The 21,807-nt window shown below is 70.1% G+C and carries 18 protein-coding genes; 8 read left to right on the top strand and 10 right to left on the bottom strand.

The window, feature by feature from the left end; genetic code table 11:
• Nucleotides 1-18 precede the first annotated feature (18 nt).
• The 3 genes from ETAA1_RS13970 to ETAA1_RS13960 are packed head-to-tail and all read left to right on the top strand — an operon-like array spanning nucleotide 19 to nucleotide 3,517.
• Nucleotides 19-1,677 carry a hypothetical protein gene (locus ETAA1_RS13970; protein WP_145239211.1) on the top strand — a complete coding sequence of 553 codons (1,659 nt, stop codon included), beginning with the start codon at nucleotides 19-21 and terminating at the stop codon, nucleotides 1,675-1,677.
• A gap of 27 nt (nucleotides 1,678-1,704) precedes the next feature.
• The gene (gene rfbF, locus ETAA1_RS13965; RefSeq protein WP_145239208.1) at nucleotides 1,705-2,505 is read left to right on the top strand and encodes a glucose-1-phosphate cytidylyltransferase; all 801 of its coding nucleotides are present in this window, start codon (nucleotides 1,705-1,707) and stop codon (nucleotides 2,503-2,505) included.
• 19 nt (nucleotides 2,506-2,524) lie between these two features.
• Nucleotides 2,525-3,517, top strand: a complete 993-nt coding sequence (locus tag ETAA1_RS13960; protein WP_145239205.1) for a GDP-mannose 4,6-dehydratase — start codon at nucleotides 2,525-2,527, stop codon at nucleotides 3,515-3,517.
• Between the two features lie 263 nt (nucleotides 3,518-3,780).
• On the opposite strand, the gene ETAA1_RS13955 is transcribed toward ETAA1_RS13960, so the two are convergent.
• The 6 genes from ETAA1_RS13955 to ETAA1_RS13930 all read right to left on the bottom strand — a co-directional run bounded on the left by ETAA1_RS13955 (nucleotide 3,781) and on the right by ETAA1_RS13930 (nucleotide 11,068).
• Complete coding sequence (locus ETAA1_RS13955) at nucleotides 3,781-4,431, bottom strand: hypothetical protein (protein WP_145239202.1); 651 nt, start codon at nucleotides 4,429-4,431, stop codon at nucleotides 3,781-3,783.
• 77 nt (nucleotides 4,432-4,508) lie between these two features.
• Entirely contained in the window at nucleotides 4,509-5,417 is a 909-nt protein-coding gene (locus ETAA1_RS13950; protein WP_145239199.1) for a DUF6807 domain-containing protein, read from the bottom strand.
• Entirely contained in the window at nucleotides 5,417-6,682 is a 1,266-nt protein-coding gene (locus tag ETAA1_RS13945) for a Gfo/Idh/MocA family protein (protein WP_238389442.1), read from the bottom strand. The genes ETAA1_RS13950 and ETAA1_RS13945 overlap by 1 nt, the downstream gene beginning before the upstream one ends.
• Nucleotides 6,683-6,727: 45 nt before the next feature.
• The gene (locus ETAA1_RS13940; RefSeq protein WP_145239196.1) at nucleotides 6,728-7,675 is read right to left on the bottom strand and encodes a 2-hydroxyacid dehydrogenase; all 948 of its coding nucleotides are present in this window, start codon (nucleotides 7,673-7,675) and stop codon (nucleotides 6,728-6,730) included.
• A gap of 7 nt (nucleotides 7,676-7,682) precedes the next feature.
• Complete coding sequence (locus tag ETAA1_RS13935; RefSeq protein ID WP_145239193.1) at nucleotides 7,683-8,630, bottom strand: N-acetylglucosamine kinase; 948 nt, start codon at nucleotides 8,628-8,630, stop codon at nucleotides 7,683-7,685.
• 32 nt (nucleotides 8,631-8,662) lie between these two features.
• Nucleotides 8,663-11,068 carry a S9 family peptidase gene (locus ETAA1_RS13930; protein WP_145239188.1) on the bottom strand — a complete coding sequence of 802 codons (2,406 nt, stop codon included), beginning with the start codon at nucleotides 11,066-11,068 and terminating at the stop codon, nucleotides 8,663-8,665.
• A gap of 101 nt (nucleotides 11,069-11,169) precedes the next feature.
• Between ETAA1_RS13930 and ETAA1_RS13925 the strand changes: the two genes are divergently transcribed.
• Nucleotides 11,170-12,189, top strand: a complete 1,020-nt coding sequence (locus ETAA1_RS13925; RefSeq protein ID WP_145239186.1) for a ThuA domain-containing protein — start codon at nucleotides 11,170-11,172, stop codon at nucleotides 12,187-12,189.
• Between the two features lie 18 nt (nucleotides 12,190-12,207).
• Here ETAA1_RS13925 and ETAA1_RS13920 read toward each other — a convergent pair whose 3' ends face one another.
• Together ETAA1_RS13920 and ETAA1_RS13915 are read right to left on the bottom strand one after the other, a co-directional pair.
• Nucleotides 12,208-14,556 carry a serine/threonine-protein kinase gene (locus ETAA1_RS13920; RefSeq protein ID WP_145239183.1) on the bottom strand — a complete coding sequence of 783 codons (2,349 nt, stop codon included), beginning with the start codon at nucleotides 14,554-14,556 and terminating at the stop codon, nucleotides 12,208-12,210.
• Nucleotides 14,553-15,182 (bottom strand): sigma-70 family RNA polymerase sigma factor, encoded by a 630-nt coding sequence (locus tag ETAA1_RS13915; RefSeq protein WP_145239181.1) that lies wholly within the window; start codon nucleotides 15,180-15,182, stop codon nucleotides 14,553-14,555. Before ETAA1_RS13915 ends, ETAA1_RS13920 begins: the two co-directional genes overlap by 4 nt.
• A gap of 548 nt (nucleotides 15,183-15,730) precedes the next feature.
• On the opposite strand from ETAA1_RS13915, the gene ETAA1_RS13910 reads away from it, so the two are divergent.
• Complete coding sequence (locus ETAA1_RS13910) at nucleotides 15,731-16,591, top strand: hypothetical protein (RefSeq protein ID WP_145239178.1); 861 nt, start codon at nucleotides 15,731-15,733, stop codon at nucleotides 16,589-16,591.
• 80 nt (nucleotides 16,592-16,671) lie between these two features.
• On the opposite strand, the gene ETAA1_RS13905 is transcribed toward ETAA1_RS13910, so the two are convergent.
• Nucleotides 16,672-17,085, bottom strand: a complete 414-nt coding sequence (locus tag ETAA1_RS13905) for a hypothetical protein (protein WP_145239175.1) — start codon at nucleotides 17,083-17,085, stop codon at nucleotides 16,672-16,674.
• A 156-nt stretch (nucleotides 17,086-17,241) separates the two neighbouring features.
• Here ETAA1_RS13905 and carB point away from each other — a divergent pair, with 156 nt between their 5' ends.
• Nucleotides 17,242-20,541, top strand: a complete 3,300-nt coding sequence (gene carB / locus ETAA1_RS13900) for a carbamoyl-phosphate synthase large subunit (protein ID WP_145239172.1) — start codon at nucleotides 17,242-17,244, stop codon at nucleotides 20,539-20,541.
• Nucleotides 20,542-20,604: 63 nt separating this feature from the next.
• Here carB and ETAA1_RS13895 read toward each other — a convergent pair whose 3' ends face one another.
• Nucleotides 20,605-20,922: a hypothetical protein gene (locus tag ETAA1_RS13895; RefSeq protein WP_145239169.1), complete on the bottom strand. Its 318-nt coding sequence runs from the start codon at nucleotides 20,920-20,922 to the stop codon at nucleotides 20,605-20,607.
• 123 nt (nucleotides 20,923-21,045) lie between these two features.
• On the opposite strand from ETAA1_RS13895, the gene ETAA1_RS13890 reads away from it, so the two are divergent.
• Both ETAA1_RS13890 and ETAA1_RS31890 read left to right on the top strand, forming a co-directional pair.
• Complete coding sequence (locus ETAA1_RS13890; protein ID WP_145239166.1) at nucleotides 21,046-21,648, top strand: 5-formyltetrahydrofolate cyclo-ligase; 603 nt, start codon at nucleotides 21,046-21,048, stop codon at nucleotides 21,646-21,648.
• A gap of 3 nt (nucleotides 21,649-21,651) precedes the next feature.
• Nucleotides 21,652-21,807, top strand: a complete 156-nt coding sequence (locus tag ETAA1_RS31890; RefSeq protein WP_202920879.1) for a hypothetical protein — start codon at nucleotides 21,652-21,654, stop codon at nucleotides 21,805-21,807.

The following is a 21,807-nucleotide window of genomic DNA, read 5'->3' as shown; positions in this document are numbered from 1 at the left end:
CCACCCGGAGACGCCGCGATGACCACCGACCTCCCGCCGCGGACCGACCGCCTGTGGATCGCGCTCGTCGCGTTCTCGCTGTTCCTGTTCGGCTGGACGATCCGCGAGGGGCAGTCGGCCGGGCTCCACCGGGTCATGCCGGAGGCGATCGAGCGGCACGAGTCGTGTGTCTCGGTGGCCGTGTCGGACCTCCGCTACGGGCTGAAGGGCTACACCGCCTATCGCGCAGTGCGGGCCGAGTTGCAGACCAACGGCTGGACGTGGAACACCGACATCCTGAAGCAGACCGGCCTGAGCTACCCGGAGAACATGACCGCCCGCGACCGCCTCGACTACGGCCTGGCGCGGGCGACGAGCCTGTCCCATCCGGAAAAGGACGGCGTGGACCACCTGCCGGTCTTCGCCGAGGACGTGGGGTATGCCGACTTCGTCAAGCTCGGGTTCGTGCTGTTCGGCTACAAACTCGGGGCGTTGTACGGGGCGTATTTCGTTGTCCTTGGGGCGAGCCTGGCGCTCTACCTGTTCGCCTACCGCCGCGACGTGCCGATGCTCTTGCTGATCGTCGCGTTCCAGATCACCCTGTTCCTGCTCGTCCGGGCGCTGCCGCAGATCGGCGCTTACGACGTCTCGCCGCAGACCCGCTTCCAGCTGGCGACGGTGACGAACGGGCGGTTTCTCGGCACCCTCGGGCTGGTGCCGTTCTTCCACCTGGCCGGCTGCCTCCTGACGTGGCCGCGGGCGACGGCGGGGCGGGTGGCCGTGGCCGCCGTCCAGGCCGGGCTGCTCGGGCTCGCGCTCCACTTCCGCGGCTCGGCGATGTGGATGTTCGCCACGCTGTTCGTGCTCGCCGCCACGCCCGCCGCGCTGTGGCTGTGGCGGAACCGCCGCGGCATGCTCACGCACCCGGTCACGGCCGCGGCCGCCGGCAAGCTCGCGGCCGCGCGGTGGCCGGCGGTGCTGGTCGTGATCGGCCTCGTGGCGCAGAAGGCCTACGTCTCGTCGGCGACGCACTGGACGTACCACGGGGACGACGGGCTGCCGAACCACCTGTTCTGGCACAACGCGCTGATCGCCCTGGAGTTTCACCCGGAGTGGAAGCAGCAGGCGATCTACCCCGGCAAGGGGAACAACGACTCGACCGCGTGGGAGACCGTGGCCAAGCGGCTGGACGACGAGGGGATTGGCCACAAGTACGCCGTCTCGCCGTTGACCGGTGCGTACAAGGCCCGGCTGCACGACCGGCTGTGCAAGCAGATCTACCTCGAGTTCGCGCGGTCGCACCCGAAATACATGCTGGAGCTGTTCCTCGTGCATAAGCCGAAGTTGTTGGCGAAGTTCGTCGCCGACGACTGGAAGTGGATCCGCCCGGGCACCCGCCGGCCGGACGCGATCGGTATGTTGGCCGCGTTCGCCGGCTGTCTGCTGCTGGCCGCCCGTCGGCCGACCGCAGACAGCTGGGGCGTGCCGGCGGTCGTCGCCCTGGCCGGCTTCGGCGGGTCGATGCTGCCGCTGTTCTGGGCGTACCCGTTCTTCCACGTCCTCGGCGAGGCGCTGATGCTGGCCGGGCTGTGCGGCGTGGTGCTCGGGGTCGCGGCGGTCGTGGGGCTGACGCGGATTAAGGTGCCGACAAGGTGGCGGGTGCGGCTCCCCGGCGCGGCCGGGCGCGTAAACAGCTGAGTGGGGTACGCCAGGGAGGGCGGGCCGATGCAGGTTGTGATTCTGTGCGGCGGGATGGGCACGCGCATCCGCGACGTGGCCGACGACATCCCCAAGCCGATGGTGCCGGTCGGCGGCAAGCCGATTCTGTGGCACATCATGAACGGGTACGCCCGCCAGGGCTTCCGCCGGTTCGTGCTCTGCCTCGGGTACAAGAGCTGGGTCATCAAACAGTACTTCCTCAACTACGGGCTCGCGTCCGCCGACGTGACCGTCGGGCTGCGGCCGAACGCCCCGGTGAAGGTCCACGCCCACCCGGCCGGCGACGACTGGCAGATCACCATGGCCGAGACCGGCCTGAACACCATGACCGGCGGCCGCGTCCGGCAGGTGGCCCGCTACCTCGACGGCGACCGGTTCATGCTCACCTACGGCGACGGCCTCGCCGACATGAACCTGCACGCCCTGCTGGACGCGCACACGGCCGCGGGCCGTATCGGCACCGTCACGACGGTCCGCCCGCCGGGCCGCTTCGGCGAGGTGGAGATCGACGGCCCGCTGGTGACCGAGTTCGCCGAGAAGCCGCTGCTGTCGCGCGGGCGGATCAGCGGCGGGTTCTTCGTTTTCGAGCGCCGCTTCCTCGATCGGCTGAGCGACGACCCGAGCCTCGTGCTGGAGCAGGAGCCGCTGATCCAGTTGGCCCGCGACGGAGAGCTGGCGGCGTACCAGCACGACGGGTTCTGGCAGTGCATGGATAGCAGCCGCGACCACCAGTACCTGAACCAGCTGTGGGACAGCGGCACGGCCCCGTGGGAGTCGAAGCCGCCCGGCCTGCGGCTCGCCGCGTGACCACGGAAGGAACCCACCGATGACGACGCCCCCCGCGTTCTGGCGGCACCGCCGCGTGTTCGTGACCGGCTGCACCGGCCTCGTCGGCGCGTGGACGGTCCGCGCCCTGCTCGACCGCGGCGCCCACGTCATCGGCCTGATCCGCGACCAGGTGGCCGGCTCGGAACTCGTCCGCGCCGGCCTCGACCGCCGCATCGACGTGGTGCGCGGCGACCTGGGATCGGCCGAGTTCCTGGAGCGGGTGCTGGCCGAGTACGAGGTGCAGACGGTGTTCCACCTCGCCGCCCAGACCATCGTCGGCATCGCCAACCGCAGCCCGCTTTCGACGTTCGAGGCGAACATCAAAGGGACGTGGTGCCTGCTCGAAGCCGCGCGCCGCTGCGGGTTCAACCCGCAGGTGGTTGTGGCGTCGTCGGACAAGGCCTACGGTGACCAGCCGGTGTTGCCGTACACCGAGGACGCGCCGCTGCAAGGGCGGCACCCCTACGACGCGAGCAAGTCCTGCACCGACATCCTGGCGCTGACGTACGCGCACTCGTACAAGATGCCGGTGTGCGTGACGCGGTGCGGTAACTTCTACGGGGGCGGCGACCTGAACTGGAACCGGATCGTGCCCGGCACGATCCGCAGCATCCTCGCCGGCGAGCGGCCGGTGCTGCGGTCCGACGGCACGAACGTCCGCGACTACTTCTACGTCAAGGACGGCGCCGCGGCTTACCTCCACCTCGCTGAGTGCATGGCGGCGAACCCGGCGGTGAACGGCGAGGCGTTCAACTTCTCGACCGAGATCCGCGTCCCCGCCATCGACCTGGTGCGGCAGTTGCTCGCGCTGATGGGCTCGTCGCTAACACCGGACGTGCAGAACACCGCCGGGAACGAGATCAAGCACCAGTACCTGTCGGCCGAGAAGGCCAAGCGCGTACTGGGTTGGGCGCCGCGTTACACGCTGGACGCCGCCCTCGGTGAGACGATCGACTGGTACCGCGCCTTCCTGGCCCCCTCTTCCCCGTGACACGGCTCCGAGCTACCTGACGGAACGTCGAACACGTTCGTGGTGGCGGAAGCGGCCGACGCGGTGCCGGAGGCCAAGCCGGACGACCTCCCCTACGACGGCCGCCTGCCGCTGCCGCGATTCGGCGGGCCGAACGGGTTCTTCGCCATAAGCTTGGGCAACGGCAGCGTTCGCTTCATCGGGGTGAAGCCCGACGAGGCTGCCGTCCGCGCGGCCGTCACCCGCGACGGCGGAGAGGTGCTAACGTTCCCGCCAGGTGATTCTCAACCGTTCCACGGTAACGACGACTTCTTCCCCGTCCCCCGGCGCGGCCCGACGGGGGCGGGAGTAGCCGGCAGCGGCGGCGGCAACTCGACGCGGCCGAAGTAGGTGACGACGACCGCGAACTTGACCGCCCGCACGCCCTTCGGCACACCGAACAGCATCCGGAGTCGCTGCGGGCCGGTCAGGTTCCCCTCGCGCGCCGACTTCCAGTTCCCGTTCACGAACCGCTCCGCCGAGTGCATCGCGCCCGTGTGTTCCGAGCATTCGGCTGGGTCGTCCGGCGAGAAGTCGGCCGGCGTCACGCCGAGCCCGGTGGGGTCCCAAAGCACTGTCGGGTCGGCCGGCGTGATCGTCGCGTCGATGACGTAGAAGTCGGCTTCGTCCGCCTCCCAGGGCGTGCCATCGATCTCCTCACAGTAATCCTCGTCGCCCTCGACCGCGTCGTAGGGCGACGGCTCCTTCGGGGCCGCGACCGCGACGACGGAATGCACGACGGCCGTGGCCCCCGCCAGCGCGGAGCCGGCACCCAGGACCGCATCGTGAACAATCTGGTCGAACAGCAGGCGGACATACCACGCAAACACCTTCCAGCCGACGAACAGGACGACGGGCACGACAACGAGACCGACCCACCACGGCAAGCCGAGCACGGCGCACTCCCGGGTTGGAGCCACGTCCCGGTCAGGGGCGAGGACGTGCCGAACCGTAGGACGTGTGCGTGGGGCGGTCAACCGCGGCGGCGGACGCCCCAGGTGACGTGCCGGGACGGGGCGCGGACGAGCTCCATCGGCGGCCGGTCGCGGAAGCGGGCGAACTCGTCCGCGGCGCGGCCGGCGTCGAGAACTCCGGCGTGGGCGTGGAGGAGGTAGCGGAGCGTCAGCGGATCGGCCTGCGTCGTCGTCCGCGGCCCGGCGAAGCAGGCCGACGCTCCCATCCAGCCGTCCTCGCGGACGTGCCACGCGGCCGGATGGCTGGGGTTCGTCGGGTGGTCGAAGTACGTCACGCCCTCGCGGTGACCGCCGGGCTGTTCGCCGCTGTAGTCCACCCACCGGGCCGACTTGCCGAAGATCGCCGGTTCCCCGACGGCGCCTTCGCTGTTGGTCAGCGTACCGCCGCCGAAGAACGCCGAGATCGGCTTGGCGACGCGGACGGCGAGGAAGCCGAAGTTCGACATGCCGAATTCGAGCTGGTTCGCGGTTGGGCGGAATGACGTCTGCAGTTCGAGCAGCGTCTCGCGACCGGGGCCGGGGATGAGAGCGACGAACAGGTCTTGTGTCAGCAGTTCGCGCGGGTCGTGCCCGTCGGCCCAACCGAGGCGCACAGCCATCACCGCCTCTGCGTCGCCGTCGTGGTAGGCGAGCCACTCCTTCTGGCGGATTCGCGCCGTGCCCGTGTCGCCCCAGAAGTTGACGCCAGCGACCTTCTCGTGGGCGAACCACACGGAGCGGTGGTGGTCGTGGTTCGGCGCGCCCGGGTGCCCCATCCGCGTGAGCGACAGACCGCTGGCCGGACCGACGAGCGGGTAGAAGAACGGCCGCGGGTACTGCGGCCCGAAGTGCCATCGGAGGCGCTCCGCCCCGTCCACCAGGAACGCGACTTGGTGGTCGGGCAGCGGCAGTAGCGTACAGCGCGGCATCAGACGCGCGGCTCCCAGCCGGGCTGGTACTCGCGCCGCCACATCGCCTGCGCGGCCGCGTCGTTGGTGATGGCGCCCTTCTTGGCCGGGTCGCAGATCAGTCGCTTGCCGGTGCGGTGGGCGATGTTGCCGAGGTGGCAGAGGAGCGTCGTCTTGTGCCCCTCCTCGATCTCACTGTTCAGACGGGTGCCCTCGCGGATGCCGGCCAGCAGGTTGTTGAAGTGGAGGTTGTCGCTGGTGGCGCCGCCGGCCTCCTTCTTCACCTCGCGGCCGCGCTCGTCGTAGACGGTGTAGCCGTTGTCGTTCAGCGCCAGGCTCCCCTTCTCGCCCTGGAACAGCGCGGTCGGCTTCGAGCCCCCCGGAATCTGGTTGCAGCTCGTGCCCTCCCAGGTAATCGTCTTGCCGTCGGCGAAGTCGAAGCTGACGACGTGCGTGTCGGGCGTCTCCTGGTCGTCCTTGAAGCGGTAGCGGCCGCCGGCCGACGTGACGGCGGTGGGGTAGTCCACGCCGAGCCCCCAGCGGCACAGGTCGATGGTGTGCACGCCGTTGTTGCCAAGTTCGCCGTTGCCCCAGTTCCAGAACCAGTGCCAGTTGTAGTGCAAGTAGTTCGACCGGAACGGCTTCGCCGGCGCCGGCCCCTGCCAAAGGGCGTAGTCGAGCCCGGCCGGCATCCCGCCCTCCGTGCCGATTCCGATTGTGGGCCGGTTGTTCGTGTACCAACTCTGCGCGAAGTAGACGCGGCCGATGACGCCGTCGCGGAGCGCCTGGACGCCCTCGATCACCTTCGGCATCGAGCGGCGCTGGTTGCCCATCTGCACCTTGCGGTCGGCGCGGCGGGCGGCGGCGACGAGCATCTCGCCCTCGGCGGCGTTGTGGCTGCACGGCTTCTCGACGTACACGTGCTTTCCGGCCTGACACGCGAGGATGCCGGACACCGCGTGCCAGTGGTTCGGCGCGGCGCAGACGAACAGGTCGATGGTGCGGTCGTCGAGGATGCGGCGGAAGTCGGCGACGACGCGCGGCGACGACCGCATCCCCTCGGCGACGGCCTTCTGCACCGAAGCCGCCCGGCCCGGGTCGGGGTCGCTGACGACCGCGACCTCGACGTTCGGCAGGGCCGCGAACGACCGGGCCAGGTGCATCCCGCGGCCGCCGCAGCCCATCACGCCGACGACAACCTTGTCGTTGGCCGCGGCCGTGAGGGCGGGGGCGGACGCGACGGCGGCGGCCGACGCGCCGAGGAACGTGCGGCGGGTGAGGGACACGGCGAGACCTCCGGTGGGTGAGATGGATGAAGCGTAACCGGTGGGTCAGCCGTGAGCAAGCGGCTGAACCGGGTGCAGGAGCGCCTTCCCCGCGAGGCCGAGCATCAGGTTGTCGATTGACACCTCGGCCATGCGGCGGCGCGTCTCCACCGTCGCGCTGCCGAGGTGTGGGGTGATGATGACGTTCGGCAGCGCCAATATCGGGTGGTCGCGCGGCAGCGGTTCGGGGTCGGTGACGTCGAGCGCGGCCGCGTGGATGCGGCGGCCGCGGAGAGCGTCGGTGAGAGCGGCCACGTCCACGACCGCGCCGCGGGCGACGTTGATTAGGCTGGCCGTCGGCTTCATCCGCGCCAACTCCGCCCGGCCGATCATGCCGCGCGTCTGGGCGGTCAGTGGCACCGTGAGCACGACGTAGTCGGAGCGCTCGAGCAGGTCGTCGAGCGGGGCGAAGGTGGCTCCGAGCGCCACCTCGGCGGCCTCGTTGCGGCGGCGGTTGCAGTACAGCACGGTCATGCCGAACCCGCGGGCACGCTTCGCCACCTGCTCGCCGATGCGACCCATGCCGACGACGCCGAGTGTGCTGCCGTGGCCCTCGCGGCCGAGCATGAACGACGGGTCGAAGCGGTGAAAGTCCGGGCCGCGGGCGTATCGGTCGCCCTCGACGAGCCGCCGCCCGGCTGCGAGGAGGAGCGCGAACGCCAGGTCGGCCGTGGCGCCGTTGAGCACGCCGGGCGTGTTGCCGACGGGGACGTTCCGCGCCGCGGCGGCGGCCACGTCGATGTGATCGACGCCGACGCCGTTGTTGCTGATGACCTGCACCGCGGGGAGTGCGTCAAGCAGCGCGGCGTCCACGGTCGGGTGGCCGTAGGTGTAAATGCCGACGACGCCGTGCGTGTTGCCGGTCCACGGCACGAGTTCGACCCGGCCGGCGCACAGTTCAGTCACGTCGGCCGAGACGGGCAGGTCGGCGAGGACGCGCGGCAGGTTCGACATAGGCGGCTCAGCGGGAGGCGGCGGCTTTACGCGCCAGGACGACGGCCCCGACCGCGGGGTCGTCCACGACGGTGACGGCGCCGGGGTGGATGCCGTGGCCTCGGAGGGCTTCCACGAACAGGCCACGGTAGAAGGGGCTGCCCGCGATCAGGCCACCCGCCACGGCCACCGGCAGGCCCAACTTCGGCAGCTTCGCCGCGTCCACCGCCGTCGCCGCGGTGCGGGCAAGCTCGGTGACCTCGCGCACCACGAGCTTGTGGGCCACGTCGTCGCCGGCCTCCGCGGCTTCCAGCACCAGCGGAGCCAGACCGGCGATGGCGGAACGGTCCCACACCCCACGATAGGTCGCCGGGATGAAGTCGCGCGGGTCGGTCGTGCCGAGGCGCTTCAGGAAGTCGTCCACGAGGCGGGTCGGCGGGCCGGCGCGGTCGGCGGCGCGGCACGCGGCACGGAGGCCGTTCAGGCCCACGAGCCAGGCGCTCCCCTCGTCGCCGAGGAGGTAGCCCCAGCCGCCGGCGCGGCCGTCGTTGCCGTCGCGGTCGAGGGTGAAGGCGATCGACCCGGTGCCGGCGATCACCGCCAGCCCCCAGCCCTCGGGTGTGCCGGCGGCGAACAGCAGCGTCGCGTCGTTCGCCACGGAGACGTGGTCGGCCAGCCCAACCCGCTGCGCCCAGCCACCGATGATGTCCAGCCCTTCGGCCAGATCGACGCCCGCGAGACCGAGACACGCCGCGGCCACGTTCGCGCGCGGCCGCGCGGCCGCGGCGAAAGCGGCGGCCACCGCGACATCCAACTCCTTCAGAGCGGCTTCGACGCCGACCGCCTGGATGTTCGACGGGCCGGACTCGCCGCGGCCCAGCACCGTTCCCGTCGCCGCGTCGGCGAGCAGCGCGGCGGTGTGCGTGGCGCCGCCGTCGATGCCGATGACGAGGGCCGGGAGGGAGGGCGTGGTCATGTCGTTGGTTTATCGACGCGGCCGGCCGCGTGCTACTTTCGCGGCCCGGCCTGCTTCACGTGCCGGTCGAACCACGCGATCTGCTCGGCGAGCACGTGCTCGACCGACTCGCGGGCCTCGTACCCGTGCGACTCGTGCGGCAGCAGCACGAGCCGGCAGGTGCCGCCGTTGCCGCGGACGGCCTGGTACAGCCGCTCACTCTGCACCGTGAACGTGCCGGGGTTGTTGTCCGCGGCGCCGTGGATTAGCAGTAGCGGCTCGTTGATATTGTGGGCGGCGTTGAACGGCGACATCTTCGCGTACACATCCGGCGCCTCCCAGAACGTGCGGCGCTCGTTCTGGAAGCCGAACGGCGTGAGGGTGCGGTTGTACGCCCCGCTGCGGGCAATGCCGGCGCGGAACAGGTCGGAGTGGGCGAGCAAGTTCGCCGTCATGAACGCCCCGTAGCTGTGCCCCATCACGCCGACGCGGCCCGGGTCAACGACGCCGAGCTCCGCCCCCTTGTTAATCGCGGCGCTGGCGTTGGCGACCAGCTGTTCGACGAACGTGTCGTTGGCCGACGCCGGTGGACCAACGACGGGCATTGACACTTCCATGACGGCATAGCCCTGCGTGAGGAAGAACTGGTGCGAGTAGCCGGTGAAGGTCGTGAACCGGAAAGCAGACCCCTTGACCTGCCCGGCGGTGTCGCCGTCGGCGAACTCGGTCGGATAGGCGTAGAAGACGGTCGGCAGCTTCTGCCCCGGGGTGTGTCCGGGCGGCGTGAAGAGGGTGAAGTTGACGGCCGTGCCGTCGGCGCGCTTGGTGGTCACGATCTCCCGCTTCACCGACCGGAGCGCGGGCGCCGGGTCAACGGGTTCGGTCAACTTCACCTCGCGCGAAGCGTCGCCTAGTTCGGCCCTGAAGACGACGTGCGGCGCGAGCGTCGGCGACTCACGCTCGATCAGGAGGCGCTTGCCCAGGTCGTCGAGAACGGCGACGACCTTGTGGTACTCATCCAACGGGCATTCGTGGACGGCCACGCTCCGGCCCGTGGTGAGGTCGTACCGGAGTACCCACGGGCGATCCCCCTTCGGGGTCGCGCCTTCGTTCGCCATCAGCAACCGATCACCGAGTTCGTTCAGTACCCGCTGGCCGTTCGAGAGGGTGCGCGTCAGCGGAGTCCCTGGGTTCCCGTAGCGGTCCTGCGTCGAGCGCTCGAAAAGCACCTTCGGCGGACCGCCGGCGACCTCGGCGACCATCATGCGCGCCCATTTCCGGTCGCGGTCGTAGTCCTTCAGCAGCACCCGCTTGCCGTCCTCAAAGAACCCGATGGTCGTTGTCGTGCTGATCGCCGACTGGCGGTGCGTGAGCGTGACCGACGACTGGGCCGCCTTTCCGAGGACCGGCTGGAACACGACCTTGTCGCGGGCCTCGGCCTTCACCCGCGGGTCGCCGCCGTCGAGCGCCTCGACCCAGCACAGTCCGGCCGGCCGCGTCGGCATCCACTGCACCAGCCGCGGGCCGGTGGGGACGCCCTCGATCGGAATGCGGTCCTGCAGCGGCTTGTCGGCGATCGTGGCGACCACCCCCCCGCTCCGGTCGCGGACCTCGACCGTCTTGGGGAACGAGGCGTAGCTTAACAGGTATGAGAACGGCTTGTTCAACCGCGTCAGCAGCACCAGCTTTCCGTCGGGCGACACGTCGCAGCCGGACACGATGGCCGGCGGCCCGACTGGCTGCGACCCGCCCGTCACCACGTTCACGAACGCCAGCTGCGACGTGCCGTAGTAACTGAAGAGTGCCTCGTCGTGCGTGTTCTGCAACAGGTCTTGAAGGGTGCGAACCGGACCTGCTTTGCCACTCGATTCCTGGATCACCGGGCCGGGCGGTTCCGGCGGCGCGACCGGCGGCGTGCCGCGGGTGGCAGGGATCGACTGCACCAGCAGCTCGTCGGCCGACGCCCACTGCACGGGAACGCCGATCGCGGCGTTCACGGTCACGCCCGGCAGCTGCGTGAACTTCGCGGCGGCGAGGTCGTAAACCCAAACGCCGATACCCTTTTCCGTCGTGCCGAGGGCCGCGAAGCGCTTACCGTCTGGCGACCAGCGGGCGGTGCCGAGCCGAACACCCACCGGGAGCGGGATCTGCGTCTTGGTGCCGTCGAGGGCGGCGAGCGTGAAGCCGACGACCCGGCCGGGGCGGGACGGGCCGTTGGTCGCCGGGTTGATGCGCAGCCCGGCCAGCTTCAACATCGGCTCGGCCAGTTCGGCGATCGGCGGGTAGCGGTCTTTGTGCGTCAGCAGCACGCGGTCCCGGGCCGGGCTCACCGACACGTCCGGCGGCGGCGGGGCGTTCAAGATGGCGGACACGCCCGGCGGCGGCTTCGAGTATCCGGTCTGGCCGTCGGCGGCGGCGGCGGACGCGAGCAGGACGCTGGACACGACAAGAACCCGCATGGGGCGGACTCCGCGGCGGGGAGGCGGTGCCAGTGTACCCGGCCGACCCGCCGCCGTATACTGGCCGCGGTTCGCTACCCGCCTCACCCACCGGACCCGCCATGACCCGGTTCGCACCCGCCGCCCTCTTCGCGGCCCTCGCCCTCGTCCCTGCCGACGCCCGGCCCGAGGGCCCGCCGTCCTCAATCACACTGCCCGGCGGCGAGGGCATCGGAAAAGGGAAGCACGTCGTGCTCCTCAGCGGCGACCAGGAGTACCGGTCCGAGGAGGCGATCCCGCAGCTGGCCAAGATCCTCAGCACGCACCACGGCTTCAAGACGACGACGCTGTTCACCGTGGACAAGAACGGCCACGTGGACCCGCACGTGAACAACGTCCCCGGCACCGACGTGCTCAAGAGCGCGGACCTGTTCCTGATCTTCACGCGGTTCCTGGCCCTGCCCGACGACCAGATGGCGCCGATCGCCGAGTACGTCGCCGCGGGCAAGCCGGTGGTCGGGCTCCGCACCTCGACGCACGCCTTCAACTACCCGGGCGGCTCGAAGTCGCCGTTCGCCAAGTTTGGCAACGGGAGCGGCGTGAAGCGCTGGGAGGGCGGCTTCGGCAAGGTCGTGCTCGGCGAGCGGTGGGTGGCTCACCACGGCAACCACGGCAAGGAGGGCACCCGCGGCGTGGTCGCCCCCGGGCAGGAAAAACACCCGATCCTGAAGGGGATCGCCCCCGGCAGCATCTTCGGCACTACCGACGTGTACACGGTGACGCTGCCGCTACCCGGCTGTACGCCGCTGGTGATGGGTGAGGTGACGGAGACGCTGGAGCCCACGTCGAAGGCGGTGACGGGCAAGAAGAACGACCCGATGATGCCGGTGGCGTGGACGCGCGAGTACCAGGTGCCGGAGGGGGCCAAGGGGCGGGCTTTCAACACGACGATGGGCGCGTCGGAAGACCTGTCGCACGAGGGGACGCGGCGGCTGATCGTGAACGGCTCGCTGTGGGCGATGGGTCTGGAGAGCCGCATCCCGGAGGCGACGAAGGTGGACCTGGTCGGCAGTTACGCCCCGACGCGGTTCCGCAACCCGGGCCACAAGAAGGGGCAGACACCGGCCGACCTGTTCCGCTGATCGAGTCTCCGCTCAAGGTCACTTCTTCGGCGGCGGGTTCGGGCGCGGCTGACCGCCGCCCGGCCCGCCGGGAAACCCGCCCGGCGCCATCCGCCCGATCTCCTGCCGCGTGCGAGCCGCAGCAGGGTAGTCGCCCATCGTCTCCAGGACGCCGGCGAGCTGGTTCAGCGTCGCGGTCGGGAATTCGCCGCCGAACCGACCCGGCCCCCCCCCGCCGAACGGCCGAACGTCCGCAACGGCCTCCTCCAGCACACGCCGCGCGGCTGGCATGTTCCCCTCGGCGGCCAGCAGTGCCGCGAGTCGCCGGCGGGCCATCGCCTGCTCGAACACCACGACCGGCGGTCGCCCCTCGCGGCCCGGCCCGGCCGCCAGGTGCACGATCGCCGTGCGGTACGCCGCAGCCGCGCCGACGGGATCGTTCGACTGCTCCCGCGCGGCGCCGAGCTTCAGTTCGACCGAGCCGACCGCCCAGCGTCGCGGCGGGTCGGTGAACCCGGCCCCGAGCGCGACCGCGGCGGCCAACTGGTCCGCGATCGACGGCATCCCGACGATGGCAGGCGGGGCGTGTGCCAAGAGCTGCATCCGCTCGAACCGCACGTCGGCGTCGTCGGGGAATTCGGCGGTCAGTCCGGCGAGCAGTGCGGCGCTGCGGCGGAACGACGCGGTCGCCTTCTCCTGCCGGCCGAGCCACTGGTGCAGCTCGGCGACGCGGCGGTGGGCCTTCGCGGCTTCGAGCTGCAGCGCCGGCTGCGTCGCGTTCCGCTCGGCGAACTTGTCGTAGAAGCCGAGTACCGCCTCCAGCACGGACGCCCGATCCGCCGCTTCACCAACCATCGGGCCGTCTTTGGAGCCGTCCTTCGGCCCGTCCTTCGGGCCGAAGCCGTCCTTCGCGCCGAAGCCGTCCTTCGGGCCGAAGCCCTTCATCGGTCCGAATCCGAGTGCGAAGCCCGGCCGGTTCTCGCCTCCGGCTGCGGCCTCGAACACTTTTTCGAACTCCTGAAGCGTCAGCCGCAGATTGGCCTCCAGCTTCTCCGACGCCTCCTTCGCCTCCTTCTGGCCGTGCTCTGCGTCGCCGCGGGCGGCCGTCTCGTCGGCCAGCGCCTTCGTCGTCCGCGCGTAGGCGACCCAGCCCACGACCGCGGCCAGCAGCAGCGCAGCGGCGGTCGTCAGCGAGAGGCCGGCGACGGCCGGGTTTCGCCGGCACCACCGTGCCGCGCGGCTCGTCAGCGACTCGCGGCGGGCGCGGATGGGGCGGTCGTCGAGGAACGCGCGCAGGTCGGCGGCCATGTCGCCGGCGGTGGCGTAGCGTCGCTCCGGCTCGCGGGCCAGCGCCTTCAGCACGATCGTTTCCAGGTCGCGCGGCACCGCCGGGTTCACCTTCCGCGGTGGGACGGGGACGCCGTCGGCCAACTGCTTCATCAGCTCGGCCGGAGTCTCGCCGGTGACCGGCGGCCTGAGCGTCAGCAACTCGTACAGCGTGGCGCCGAGGCCGTACACGTCGCCGCGGGCGTCCGGCGCCCCGGTCAGCCCTTCGGGGGCCATGTACTGCAACGTGCCGAGCACGTGCCCGGTCGCGGTCAGCCCGCCGGCGTCGTCCAGCTTGGCGAGGCCGAAGTCGGCGACCCACACCTGCCCGCGGTCGTCCAGCAGCAGGTTCGCCGGCTTGATGTCGCGGTGGACGACGCCCGAATCGTGGGCGTACTGCAGGGCGTCGGCCACCTCCACGCCGACGGTGGCGACGAACCGCCAGTCGTCGTACCTCGGGCCGTCCAACACCATCTCGAACGACGGCGCAGCGGTCGGGGCGGCGTGCGGCCAGGTGTCGTCGGCACGGGCGGGGGCGGGCGTGTCGGCGTGGGCCGCGGCGTGCCACGCCGACACGACGGCGTTCAGCCCGCGGCCGGGGATCAACTGCATGACGTAGTACGGCAGCCCGTCGTGCTCGCCGGCCCCGAACACCGGCACGATGTGCGTGTGATGCAACCGGGCGGCCGCCTTCGCCTCGCGGACGAAGCGTTCGCGGCGGTCGGCGTCCATCGACGTGTGCGTCGCCAGCACCTTGAGCGCGACGCGGCGGCCGAGCGACTCCTGCACCGCCTCGAAGACGACGCCCATGCCGCCGCGGCCGAGTTCGCGGACGATGCGGTAGTCGCCGAACCGGTCGGGCAGCGACCGCTCCGCCGGCAGCGACTGACGGTGGCGCTTCAGGAGTTCGATTTGCGCGACGGCGGGGAGGAGGTCGCGCAGCTCGGCGGCGTGTTCCGGGTGCGCGGCGGCGTAGTCGGCGACGCTCGGGCGCTCCCCGCGGCGTAGCCGGGCGGAGAAGTCCTCGGCCAGCAAATCCAACGGATCACGGTCCACGGTCATCCCTCGAATCCGGGCACTTCTTCGAGAATCTGTTTCAGCCGGGCCAGCGCCCGGACGTACCGCTTGCTCGCGGCCGGCGGCAGGATACCGAGCAACTCGGCCGTCTCGGTGTTGCTCAGCTCCTCGAAGTGCCGCAGGGCCAGCACCTCGCGGTCGAGCGGGTCCATCCGCGCCAGCGCCGCTTCGAGCTGGGCGAACCGCTCGTTCCGGTTCGCCGCCGCGCTCGGCGACGACCCGCCGGCCAGGAGGCACGCCGCGATGCACGCCGAGTCGGCGCCGGGCGGGCCGGCGTGCAGCCCGACCTCGCGGCCGGCGTCGCGCTTGCCGGCCAGATGTTCCCGGTGCACGTCCGCGAGCCGCTGCCCGACCACCAGCCGCAGCCACCCGAAGAACGGCTGATCCGGCTTGGCGAAGTAGTGCTCGACCCGTTTCAGCGCGTCGATGTACGCCTCTTGCAGCACGTCCGACGCGGACACCCGGCCGGCCAGCCGCGCGTCGAGGCGGAACGAAATCATCCGCCGCAGCTTGTCGCGGTGCCGGTCGAACAGGACGCCGAGTGCGGCCTGGTCGCCGGTGCGGAGCCGGTCCACGAGTGCGACGATCTCCGGGTCGGGGTCGGTGGCCATCAGCGGAGCCCTGGGGTTTCACTCCCCCACCATCGTAAACGGCAGCGGGGCAGCGGCGTAGACCGCGAATGAGCAACTATGCCACTCGGGCGGCAGGCGGAACGCCAACCGGCGGCCGTGGGCCGCGCGGGAACGCGGTGCAACGGCCGCCGGCGGCGGGGTGTCGGGTTTCGGCACAGTCGCGCCCTATCCGGGCCGCACACGTTTGTCAGGGGCTTGCAGGCTCGTCTCCTGCGGCCAGTCGCCCGGACGACCGGCGACACCCGACGCCCCCCTCTAGGGGCCGGTGCGTCTCACGTTGGGTCCGCGGGTCGAGCGGGGTTGACCGGCCATTTTTCGTTGCGCGGTTCCGGGCCGCGGCGAACTCAGGCTTGAACCCCACCCGACACCACACCACCACCATACGGAACATCCGTTCACTAATCAAGCCCCCGTGGCGACAATCTCCCCCGAGCCGGCCGAGTGTCGCGACCGGCGGCGAATTTCGTTTCCACCAGATGGGCCACGGGCGACAATCGGACGGGACGATCTCTCCGGGAGGGTGTGCGATGAGATGGACATCGGTGGCGGTCGCGCTGCTGACCGCGGGCGTGGCGTGGGGGCAGCCGCCGGGTGGTGGCGGCCCGCAGCCCGGCTTCAGGCCGGATGGGCCGGGCGGGCCGGTCGAGAAGGCCGACCCGCAGGTCGAGGCGTGGGTGAAGACGCTGACCGACAAGATGAACGACCCGCACGACGCCATCCGCGAGAGCGCCCGGGCCGCGCTGGTGGCGGTCGGCAACCCCGCGCTCCCAGCACTCCGCGGGCTGGCCGGCGGGAACGACGCGAAGGCGTTCACCGCGCGCCGGCTTGTCCAGCAAATCGAGCGCGGCGCCGTCATGGGCGGCTTCGGTGTGGCCGGCGGCATGGCCGTGCCCGGCGGGTTCGGTGGTCCGGGTGTGTTCCCGTCGCCGGGTGGTCCGCCGCCGATGCCGGTCCCGGGTGGCCCGATGGGAACGCCACCGGGTCGCCGCCCCGTCCCCGACGCAGCCCCCGGCTCGCCCGTTCCGCTGCGAGGGGCTCTGGACGAGCTCAAGCTCGACGCGAAGCAGCAGACGCTAGTCGAGAAGGCGATCGAGAACTACACCACGAAGTTGCGCGAATTGCTGGACGGTGTTCGGGGCGGGAAGATCGACCGTGACGAGATGCGCGAGGCGGTCCCGAAATTGATCGCCGAGGCGACCGCGGAACTCAACCGCGCGCTCACGCCGGAGCAGCGCGCGACCCTCGAACGGCTGATGCCGCGCGGGCGGCCGCTGTTCCCGACGCCCTTCCAGTATGGCGAGACGCCGCCTGGCCGACCCGAGCGGGGGGAACCAAACACCCCTGAGCGGCCGCGGACACCGCGGCCCAACCCGGACGGTGGGCGGTAACTCGGTTCGGGGCTTCGCCGCTTGCGGCGTTGCAGCGCGGACGCCGCAACGCCGCAAGCGGCGAAAGGCAAACTCAACCATCACTCCTTCGGCAGGGGCTGCCCGTTCACCGACTTCACACCGTCCCGCGACACCGACTCGATCGCGTAGCGGAAGCCCGGTCGCAGGTCGCGCGTGGAAATGGCGAGTACCTTGAGATCGCCGTTCGTGACCCGCGGCGTCAGCTTCAGCTGACTGCCGCGGGTAGTGGCGACGACGAGGATCGTCTTGCCGAAGTCCAGCTTCGGCGCGTCCTTGATCCCCCACACCTCCTGCAGTGTCTTCCACCCGGCCGCGCTCACCACGACCCCGCTCTTGGGCGCCTTGTCCTGGAGCGTCAGGTCGTCCACGCTCCCCTTGAGGCTCACGCCGGCGTCGGCCTTGTCCTGCGCCGGCGTAGCGGTGCCGAAGAACAGGTACGCCGCGGCGGTCAGGAGCGTTGCACATCGGATCACGAGCGTTCCTCCGGGAAGGGTGGGCACTCTGATTGTGAGGGCACCACCGCGAGGGTCAAGCGGGTCGGCGCCCAGGTTCGGTAGACTCCCCGCCGGGGGTCCATAAGCTGATCGGAGTTTGCGCCGACCACGCCCCCGACCGCCACCTTGGATTCCATGCCGAAACGCACCGACATCAAGAAGATCCTCCTCATCGGCTCCGGCCCCATCGTCATCGGACAGGCCTGCGAGTTCGACTACTCCGGCACCCAGGCCTGTAAGGCGCTGCGCGAGGAGGGGTACGAGATCGTCCTGGTGAACTCCAACCCGGCGACGATCATGACCGACCCCGAGACCGCCGACCGGACGTACATCGAGCCGATCACCTGGCAGGTCGTCGAGAAGATCATCGCCAAGGAGAAGCCCGACGCCCTCCTGCCGACCCTCGGCGGGCAGACGGCACTGAACACCGCGATGGACCTCGTCAAACACGGCGTACTGGCGAAGTACGGCGTCGAGATGATCGGCGCCCGCGCCGACGTGATCGACAAGGCCGAGGACCGCCAGAAGTTCAAGGACGCCATGCTCAAGATCGGGGTGGACGTGCCGCGGAGCGGCGTCGCCCGGTCGCTGTCGCAAGCGCTCGACATCGTCGAGAGTATCGGCCTGCCGTGCGTGCTCCGGCCGAGCTTCACCATGGGCGGCAGCGGCGGCGGCATCGCCTACAACCGCGAGGAGTTCATTGACCTCGTCACCAAGGGGTTACAGCTCTCCCCGGTCGGCGAGACGCTCATCGAGGAGTCGGTCATCGGCTGGAAGGAGTTCGAGCTGGAGGTGATGCGCGACGTGGCCGACAACGTCGTCATTATCTGCTCGATCGAGAACCTCGACCCGATGGGCGTCCACACCGGCGACAGCGTCACCGTCGCCCCGATCCAGACGCTGAGCGACAAGGAATACCAGCGGATGCGCGACCAGGCGAAGGCCATCATCCGCGAGATCGGCGTCGAGACGGGCGGGTCGAACATCCAGTTCGCGTGCAACCCGGCGGACGGCCGCATGATCGTGATCGAGATGAACCCCCGCGTCAGCCGCTCCAGCGCCCTGGCGTCGAAAGCGACCGGCTTCCCGATCGCCAAGATCGCCGCGAAGTTGGCCGTCGGCTACACCCTCGACGAGCTCCGCAACGACATCACCCGCGAGACGCCGGCGTGCTTCGAGCCGACGATCGACTACGTGGTGACGAAGGTGCCGCGGTTCGCGTTCGAGAAGTTCCCGGAGGCCGACCCGACGCTGACGACGCAGATGAAGTCGGTCGGCGAGACGATGGCGATCGGCCGGACGTTCAAGGAGTCGTTGCAGAAGGCACTTCGCGGCCTGGAGGTTGGTCGGTTCGGGCTCGGGTGCGACCGCCGCGACCGGTGGGGCTCCGACAACCCGCCGACGCCGGCCGAGATCGCCCAGAAGCTGGCCCGGCCGAACAGCGAGCGGCTGTGGTACATCCGCTACGCGATCAAGGGCGGCATGTCGCTCGACGACCTCCACCAGCGCACCAAGATCGACCCGTGGTTCCTCCGCGGCATCGCGGACCTGGTCGCCGTCGAAGACGAGTTGGCGGCGCTCGGGTCGCTGAGCGCGGTGACGCCCGAGTTGATGCTAAAGGCCAAGCAGCACGGCTTCGTGGACCGGCAGTTGGCGAACCTGTGGAACTGCCCCGAGTCGGAGGTGCGCCGCGTCCGCCAGGGGTTCGGCGTCGAGGCGGTCTTCAAGAGCGTGGACACCTGCGCCGCCGAGTTCGAGGCGTACACGCCGTACTACTATTCGACCTACGAGACGCCGACGCGGACCGCGGCCGGCACGGCCGTGGAGGACGAGGTCCGGCCGGCGACCGGCAAGTCTCGCATCATGATTCTCGGCGGCGGCCCGAACCGAATCGGCCAGGGGATTGAGTTCGACTACTGCTGCGTGCAGGCGGCGTTCGCGCTGCGCGCCGCGGGGTACGAGGTCATCATGGTGAACTCGAACCCCGAAACCGTCAGCACCGACTACGACACGTCCGACCACCTGTTCTTCGAGCCGCTGACGGTCGAGGACGTGCTGAACATCCACGACCGCATGAAGCCCGAGGGCGTCATCGTGCAGTTCGGCGGGCAGACGCCACTAAACCTCGCCAAGCCGCTCGAGGCCGCGGGCGTGCCCATCATCGGCACCAGTGTGGACTCGATCGACGTTGCCGAGAACCGCAAGCGCTTCGCCGTGCTCGTGGACGAAATCGGCCTAAGGCAGCCGGCCAACAGCACCGCCGTGGACGCCCCGGCGGCGGTGTTCGCGGCGCGGAAGATCGGCTTCCCGGTCCTCGTCCGCCCGAGCTTCGTGCTCGGCGGCCGCGACATGAAGATCGTCTACACCGAGGACGAGCTCGAAGCGTACATGGAGCGAGTCGGCCCGGACGTGAGCAAGGACCGGCCCGTCCTCATCGACCAGTTCCTCGAAAACGCGACCGAAGTCGATGTCGATTGCCTCTCGGACGGCACCCGCACGGTGATCGGCGGCGTGATGCAGCACATCGAAGAAGCCGGCATCCACAGCGGCGACTCGGCGTGCGTCATCCCGCCGTACAGCCTGCCGGCTGCCGTCATCGAGGAGATCAAGAGTCAGGCGCGCAAGCTGGCCGCGGCCCTGAACGTGAAGGGGCTGATGAACATCCAGTTCGCCGTCGCCGGGATGCGCGGTGCCGCCCCCGTCGTGTACATCCTGGAGGCCAACCCCCGCGCCAGCCGCACAGTCCCGTTCGTGAGTAAGGCGACCGGCGTGCCGTTGGCCCGGCTCGCGGCGCTGGTGATGGCCGGAAAGACCCTCGACGAGCTGGGCGTGAAGGACGAGGTGGTGCCGACGCACTACTCGGTCAAGGAGAGCGTGTTCCCGTTCAACAAGTTCCCCGGCGTGGACATCATCCTCGGCCCCGAGATGAAGTCGACCGGCGAGGTGATGGGGATCGACGACCAGCTGCCGATGGCGTTCGCCAAGAGTCAGATGGCCGCGAGCGCCCCCCTGCCCCTGAGCGGGACCGTGTTCGTGTCGGTGGCCGACCGCGACAAGGAGGGCGTGGCCCCGGTCGTGAAGGCGTTCGCCGACATGGGCTACAAACTGATCGCCACCCGGGGCACAGGAAAGTTCCTGGCCGAGCGCGGCATTCCCGTCGAGGTGGTGCCGAAGATCGCCGAGGGGCGGCCGAACCTGCTCGACAAGATGAAGAACGGCGAGGTGGCGCTCGTCATCAACACCCCGAGCGGCCGGGGCAGTTCGTCCGACGAGCGCAAGATTCGGGCCGGGGCGGTCTCCAACCGGGTGACGTGCATCACTACGCTGTCCGCCGCGGAGGCCGCCGCCGATGCATGCCGGGCACTCCGCGAACAGGAATTGACCGTGGTGCCGCTTCAAGACCGGTTCCCAGTTCGGGGCGAACGGCCGTCGTGAGCCGGCTATTCAGGATGGCAGGCACTTCCACCAACGACCAGCCGGCTCACACCGGCCGTTCGCCTACGCCGCCCGCGGGAGTGTGTCACGCAGGCCGCTGACGTGCTTGCAGTGGTGGGCGTGGTCGTTCTCGCCATGGAACACCGCGTCGGCACAAGTGCAGTGCCAAACGGTGTTGCCGGCGTCGGTCCGCTCCAGGGCGATCTGGTACGGCTCGCGGCCGCCGAGCACGTCCCACGTCATCACACAACCGGGCTCCGACGGGTCCGGGTTACGGTAAGTGATTCGATAGTGGTACGGGCTCGGCTTCCGCTTGCGGTCGGGGCCGGGCAGCAACAGCGTGATGAGGGCGAACGACGGCTTGGGTGTGAGGGTGGTCATGGCTACAGGTTGGAGGGGTCGTTCGGGTCTTCCTATTCATTTTACCCGCATGGCCACTCACCCCCATGTCGGTAGCCGCGGCGGCCGGTAAGTTATGGGAAATCGACCCTCCCGAGGCGCGACATGGCCGACGACCCGCAGGCCCGCAAGGCCGCCATCCGCGAGCAGGCCCGCAAGAACCGCGTCGCCCAGAAGGACAAGGACGAACTGAGCCGCACGATCTGCGGCCGGTTCATGGCCCTGCCGGCGTACCAGGCCGCGAAAACGGTGATGTGGTACGTGGACGCCGGCAGCGAGGTCCGCACGCGCCACACCCTGCCCGAGGCACTCACCCACGGCAAGCGCGTCGTCGTGCCGTGGTGCGTGGTCGAGACGAACACGCTGGAGCTGTTCCTGCTCGAAGACATGAGCGAACTGGTGGAGGGGGCGTACAAGATTCTCGAACCCAAGGACGAACTCCGACGCTTGCCGGCGAAGGTGGTACAGCCCGAGGAGCTGGACCTGGTGATGGTGCCGGGCACCGCCTTCGATGCGCGCGGCGGGCGGATGGGTCAGGGGAAGGGTTATTACGACCGCTTGTTGGCGAACGCCAGGCCGGACGCGCCGCTCGTCGCCCTCTCGTTCGACTGCCAAATCTTCGACGAAATCCCGGTCGCGCCGCACGACGTGTTCATGGATCAAGTGCTGACCGAGACACGGGCCATCGCCGGCCGCGGGCGGAGTTGAGCCGTGCGGCGCCCCGAACCGCCGTTCTGGGCCGGTGTGCTGTTCCGGCTGGCGGGCGTGTTCGTCGCCGGGCTGGCGCTGATGGTGTTTTTCCGCGAGGTGATGGTGCCGATACTTCGCGGCGACGCCGAGCGCATCCAGAAGGACGCGGCGAAGTAG

Origin of the sequence: Urbifossiella limnaea, from assembly GCF_007747215.1 — a bacterium.
Lineage (GTDB): Bacteria > Planctomycetota > Planctomycetia > Gemmatales > Gemmataceae > Urbifossiella > Urbifossiella limnaea.
This window is presented reverse-complemented; position numbering and strand designations above follow the sequence as displayed.

Excerpts from the sequence above, each read along its gene's own strand:
- ETAA1_RS13970 (WP_145239211.1), top strand. The coding sequence starts at position 19 with ATGACCACCGACCTCCCGCCGCGGACCGACCGCCTGTGGATCGCGCTC.
- rfbF (WP_145239208.1), top strand. The coding sequence starts at position 1,705 with ATGCAGGTTGTGATTCTGTGCGGCGGGATGGGCACGCGCATCCGCGAC.
- ETAA1_RS13920 (WP_145239183.1), bottom strand. The coding sequence starts at position 14,556 with ATGACCGTGGACCGTGATCCGTTGGATTTGCTGGCCGAGGACTTCTCC.
- ETAA1_RS13895 (WP_145239169.1), bottom strand. The coding sequence starts at position 20,922 with ATGACCACCCTCACACCCAAGCCGTCGTTCGCCCTCATCACGCTGTTG.
- ETAA1_RS13930 (WP_145239188.1), bottom strand. The coding sequence starts at position 11,068 with ATGCGGGTTCTTGTCGTGTCCAGCGTCCTGCTCGCGTCCGCCGCCGCC.
- ETAA1_RS13960 (WP_145239205.1), top strand. The coding sequence starts at position 2,525 with ATGACGACGCCCCCCGCGTTCTGGCGGCACCGCCGCGTGTTCGTGACC.
- ETAA1_RS13915 (WP_145239181.1), bottom strand. The coding sequence starts at position 15,182 with ATGGCCACCGACCCCGACCCGGAGATCGTCGCACTCGTGGACCGGCTC.
- carB (WP_145239172.1), top strand. The coding sequence starts at position 17,242 with ATGCCGAAACGCACCGACATCAAGAAGATCCTCCTCATCGGCTCCGGC.
- ETAA1_RS13940 (WP_145239196.1), bottom strand. The coding sequence starts at position 7,675 with ATGTCGAACCTGCCGCGCGTCCTCGCCGACCTGCCCGTCTCGGCCGAC.
- ETAA1_RS13890 (WP_145239166.1), top strand. The coding sequence starts at position 21,046 with ATGGCCGACGACCCGCAGGCCCGCAAGGCCGCCATCCGCGAGCAGGCC.
- ETAA1_RS13925 (WP_145239186.1), top strand. The coding sequence starts at position 11,170 with ATGACCCGGTTCGCACCCGCCGCCCTCTTCGCGGCCCTCGCCCTCGTC.
- ETAA1_RS13910 (WP_145239178.1), top strand. The coding sequence starts at position 15,731 with ATGAGATGGACATCGGTGGCGGTCGCGCTGCTGACCGCGGGCGTGGCG.
- ETAA1_RS13935 (WP_145239193.1), bottom strand. The coding sequence starts at position 8,630 with ATGACCACGCCCTCCCTCCCGGCCCTCGTCATCGGCATCGACGGCGGC.
- ETAA1_RS13950 (WP_145239199.1), bottom strand. The coding sequence starts at position 5,417 with ATGCCGCGCTGTACGCTACTGCCGCTGCCCGACCACCAAGTCGCGTTC.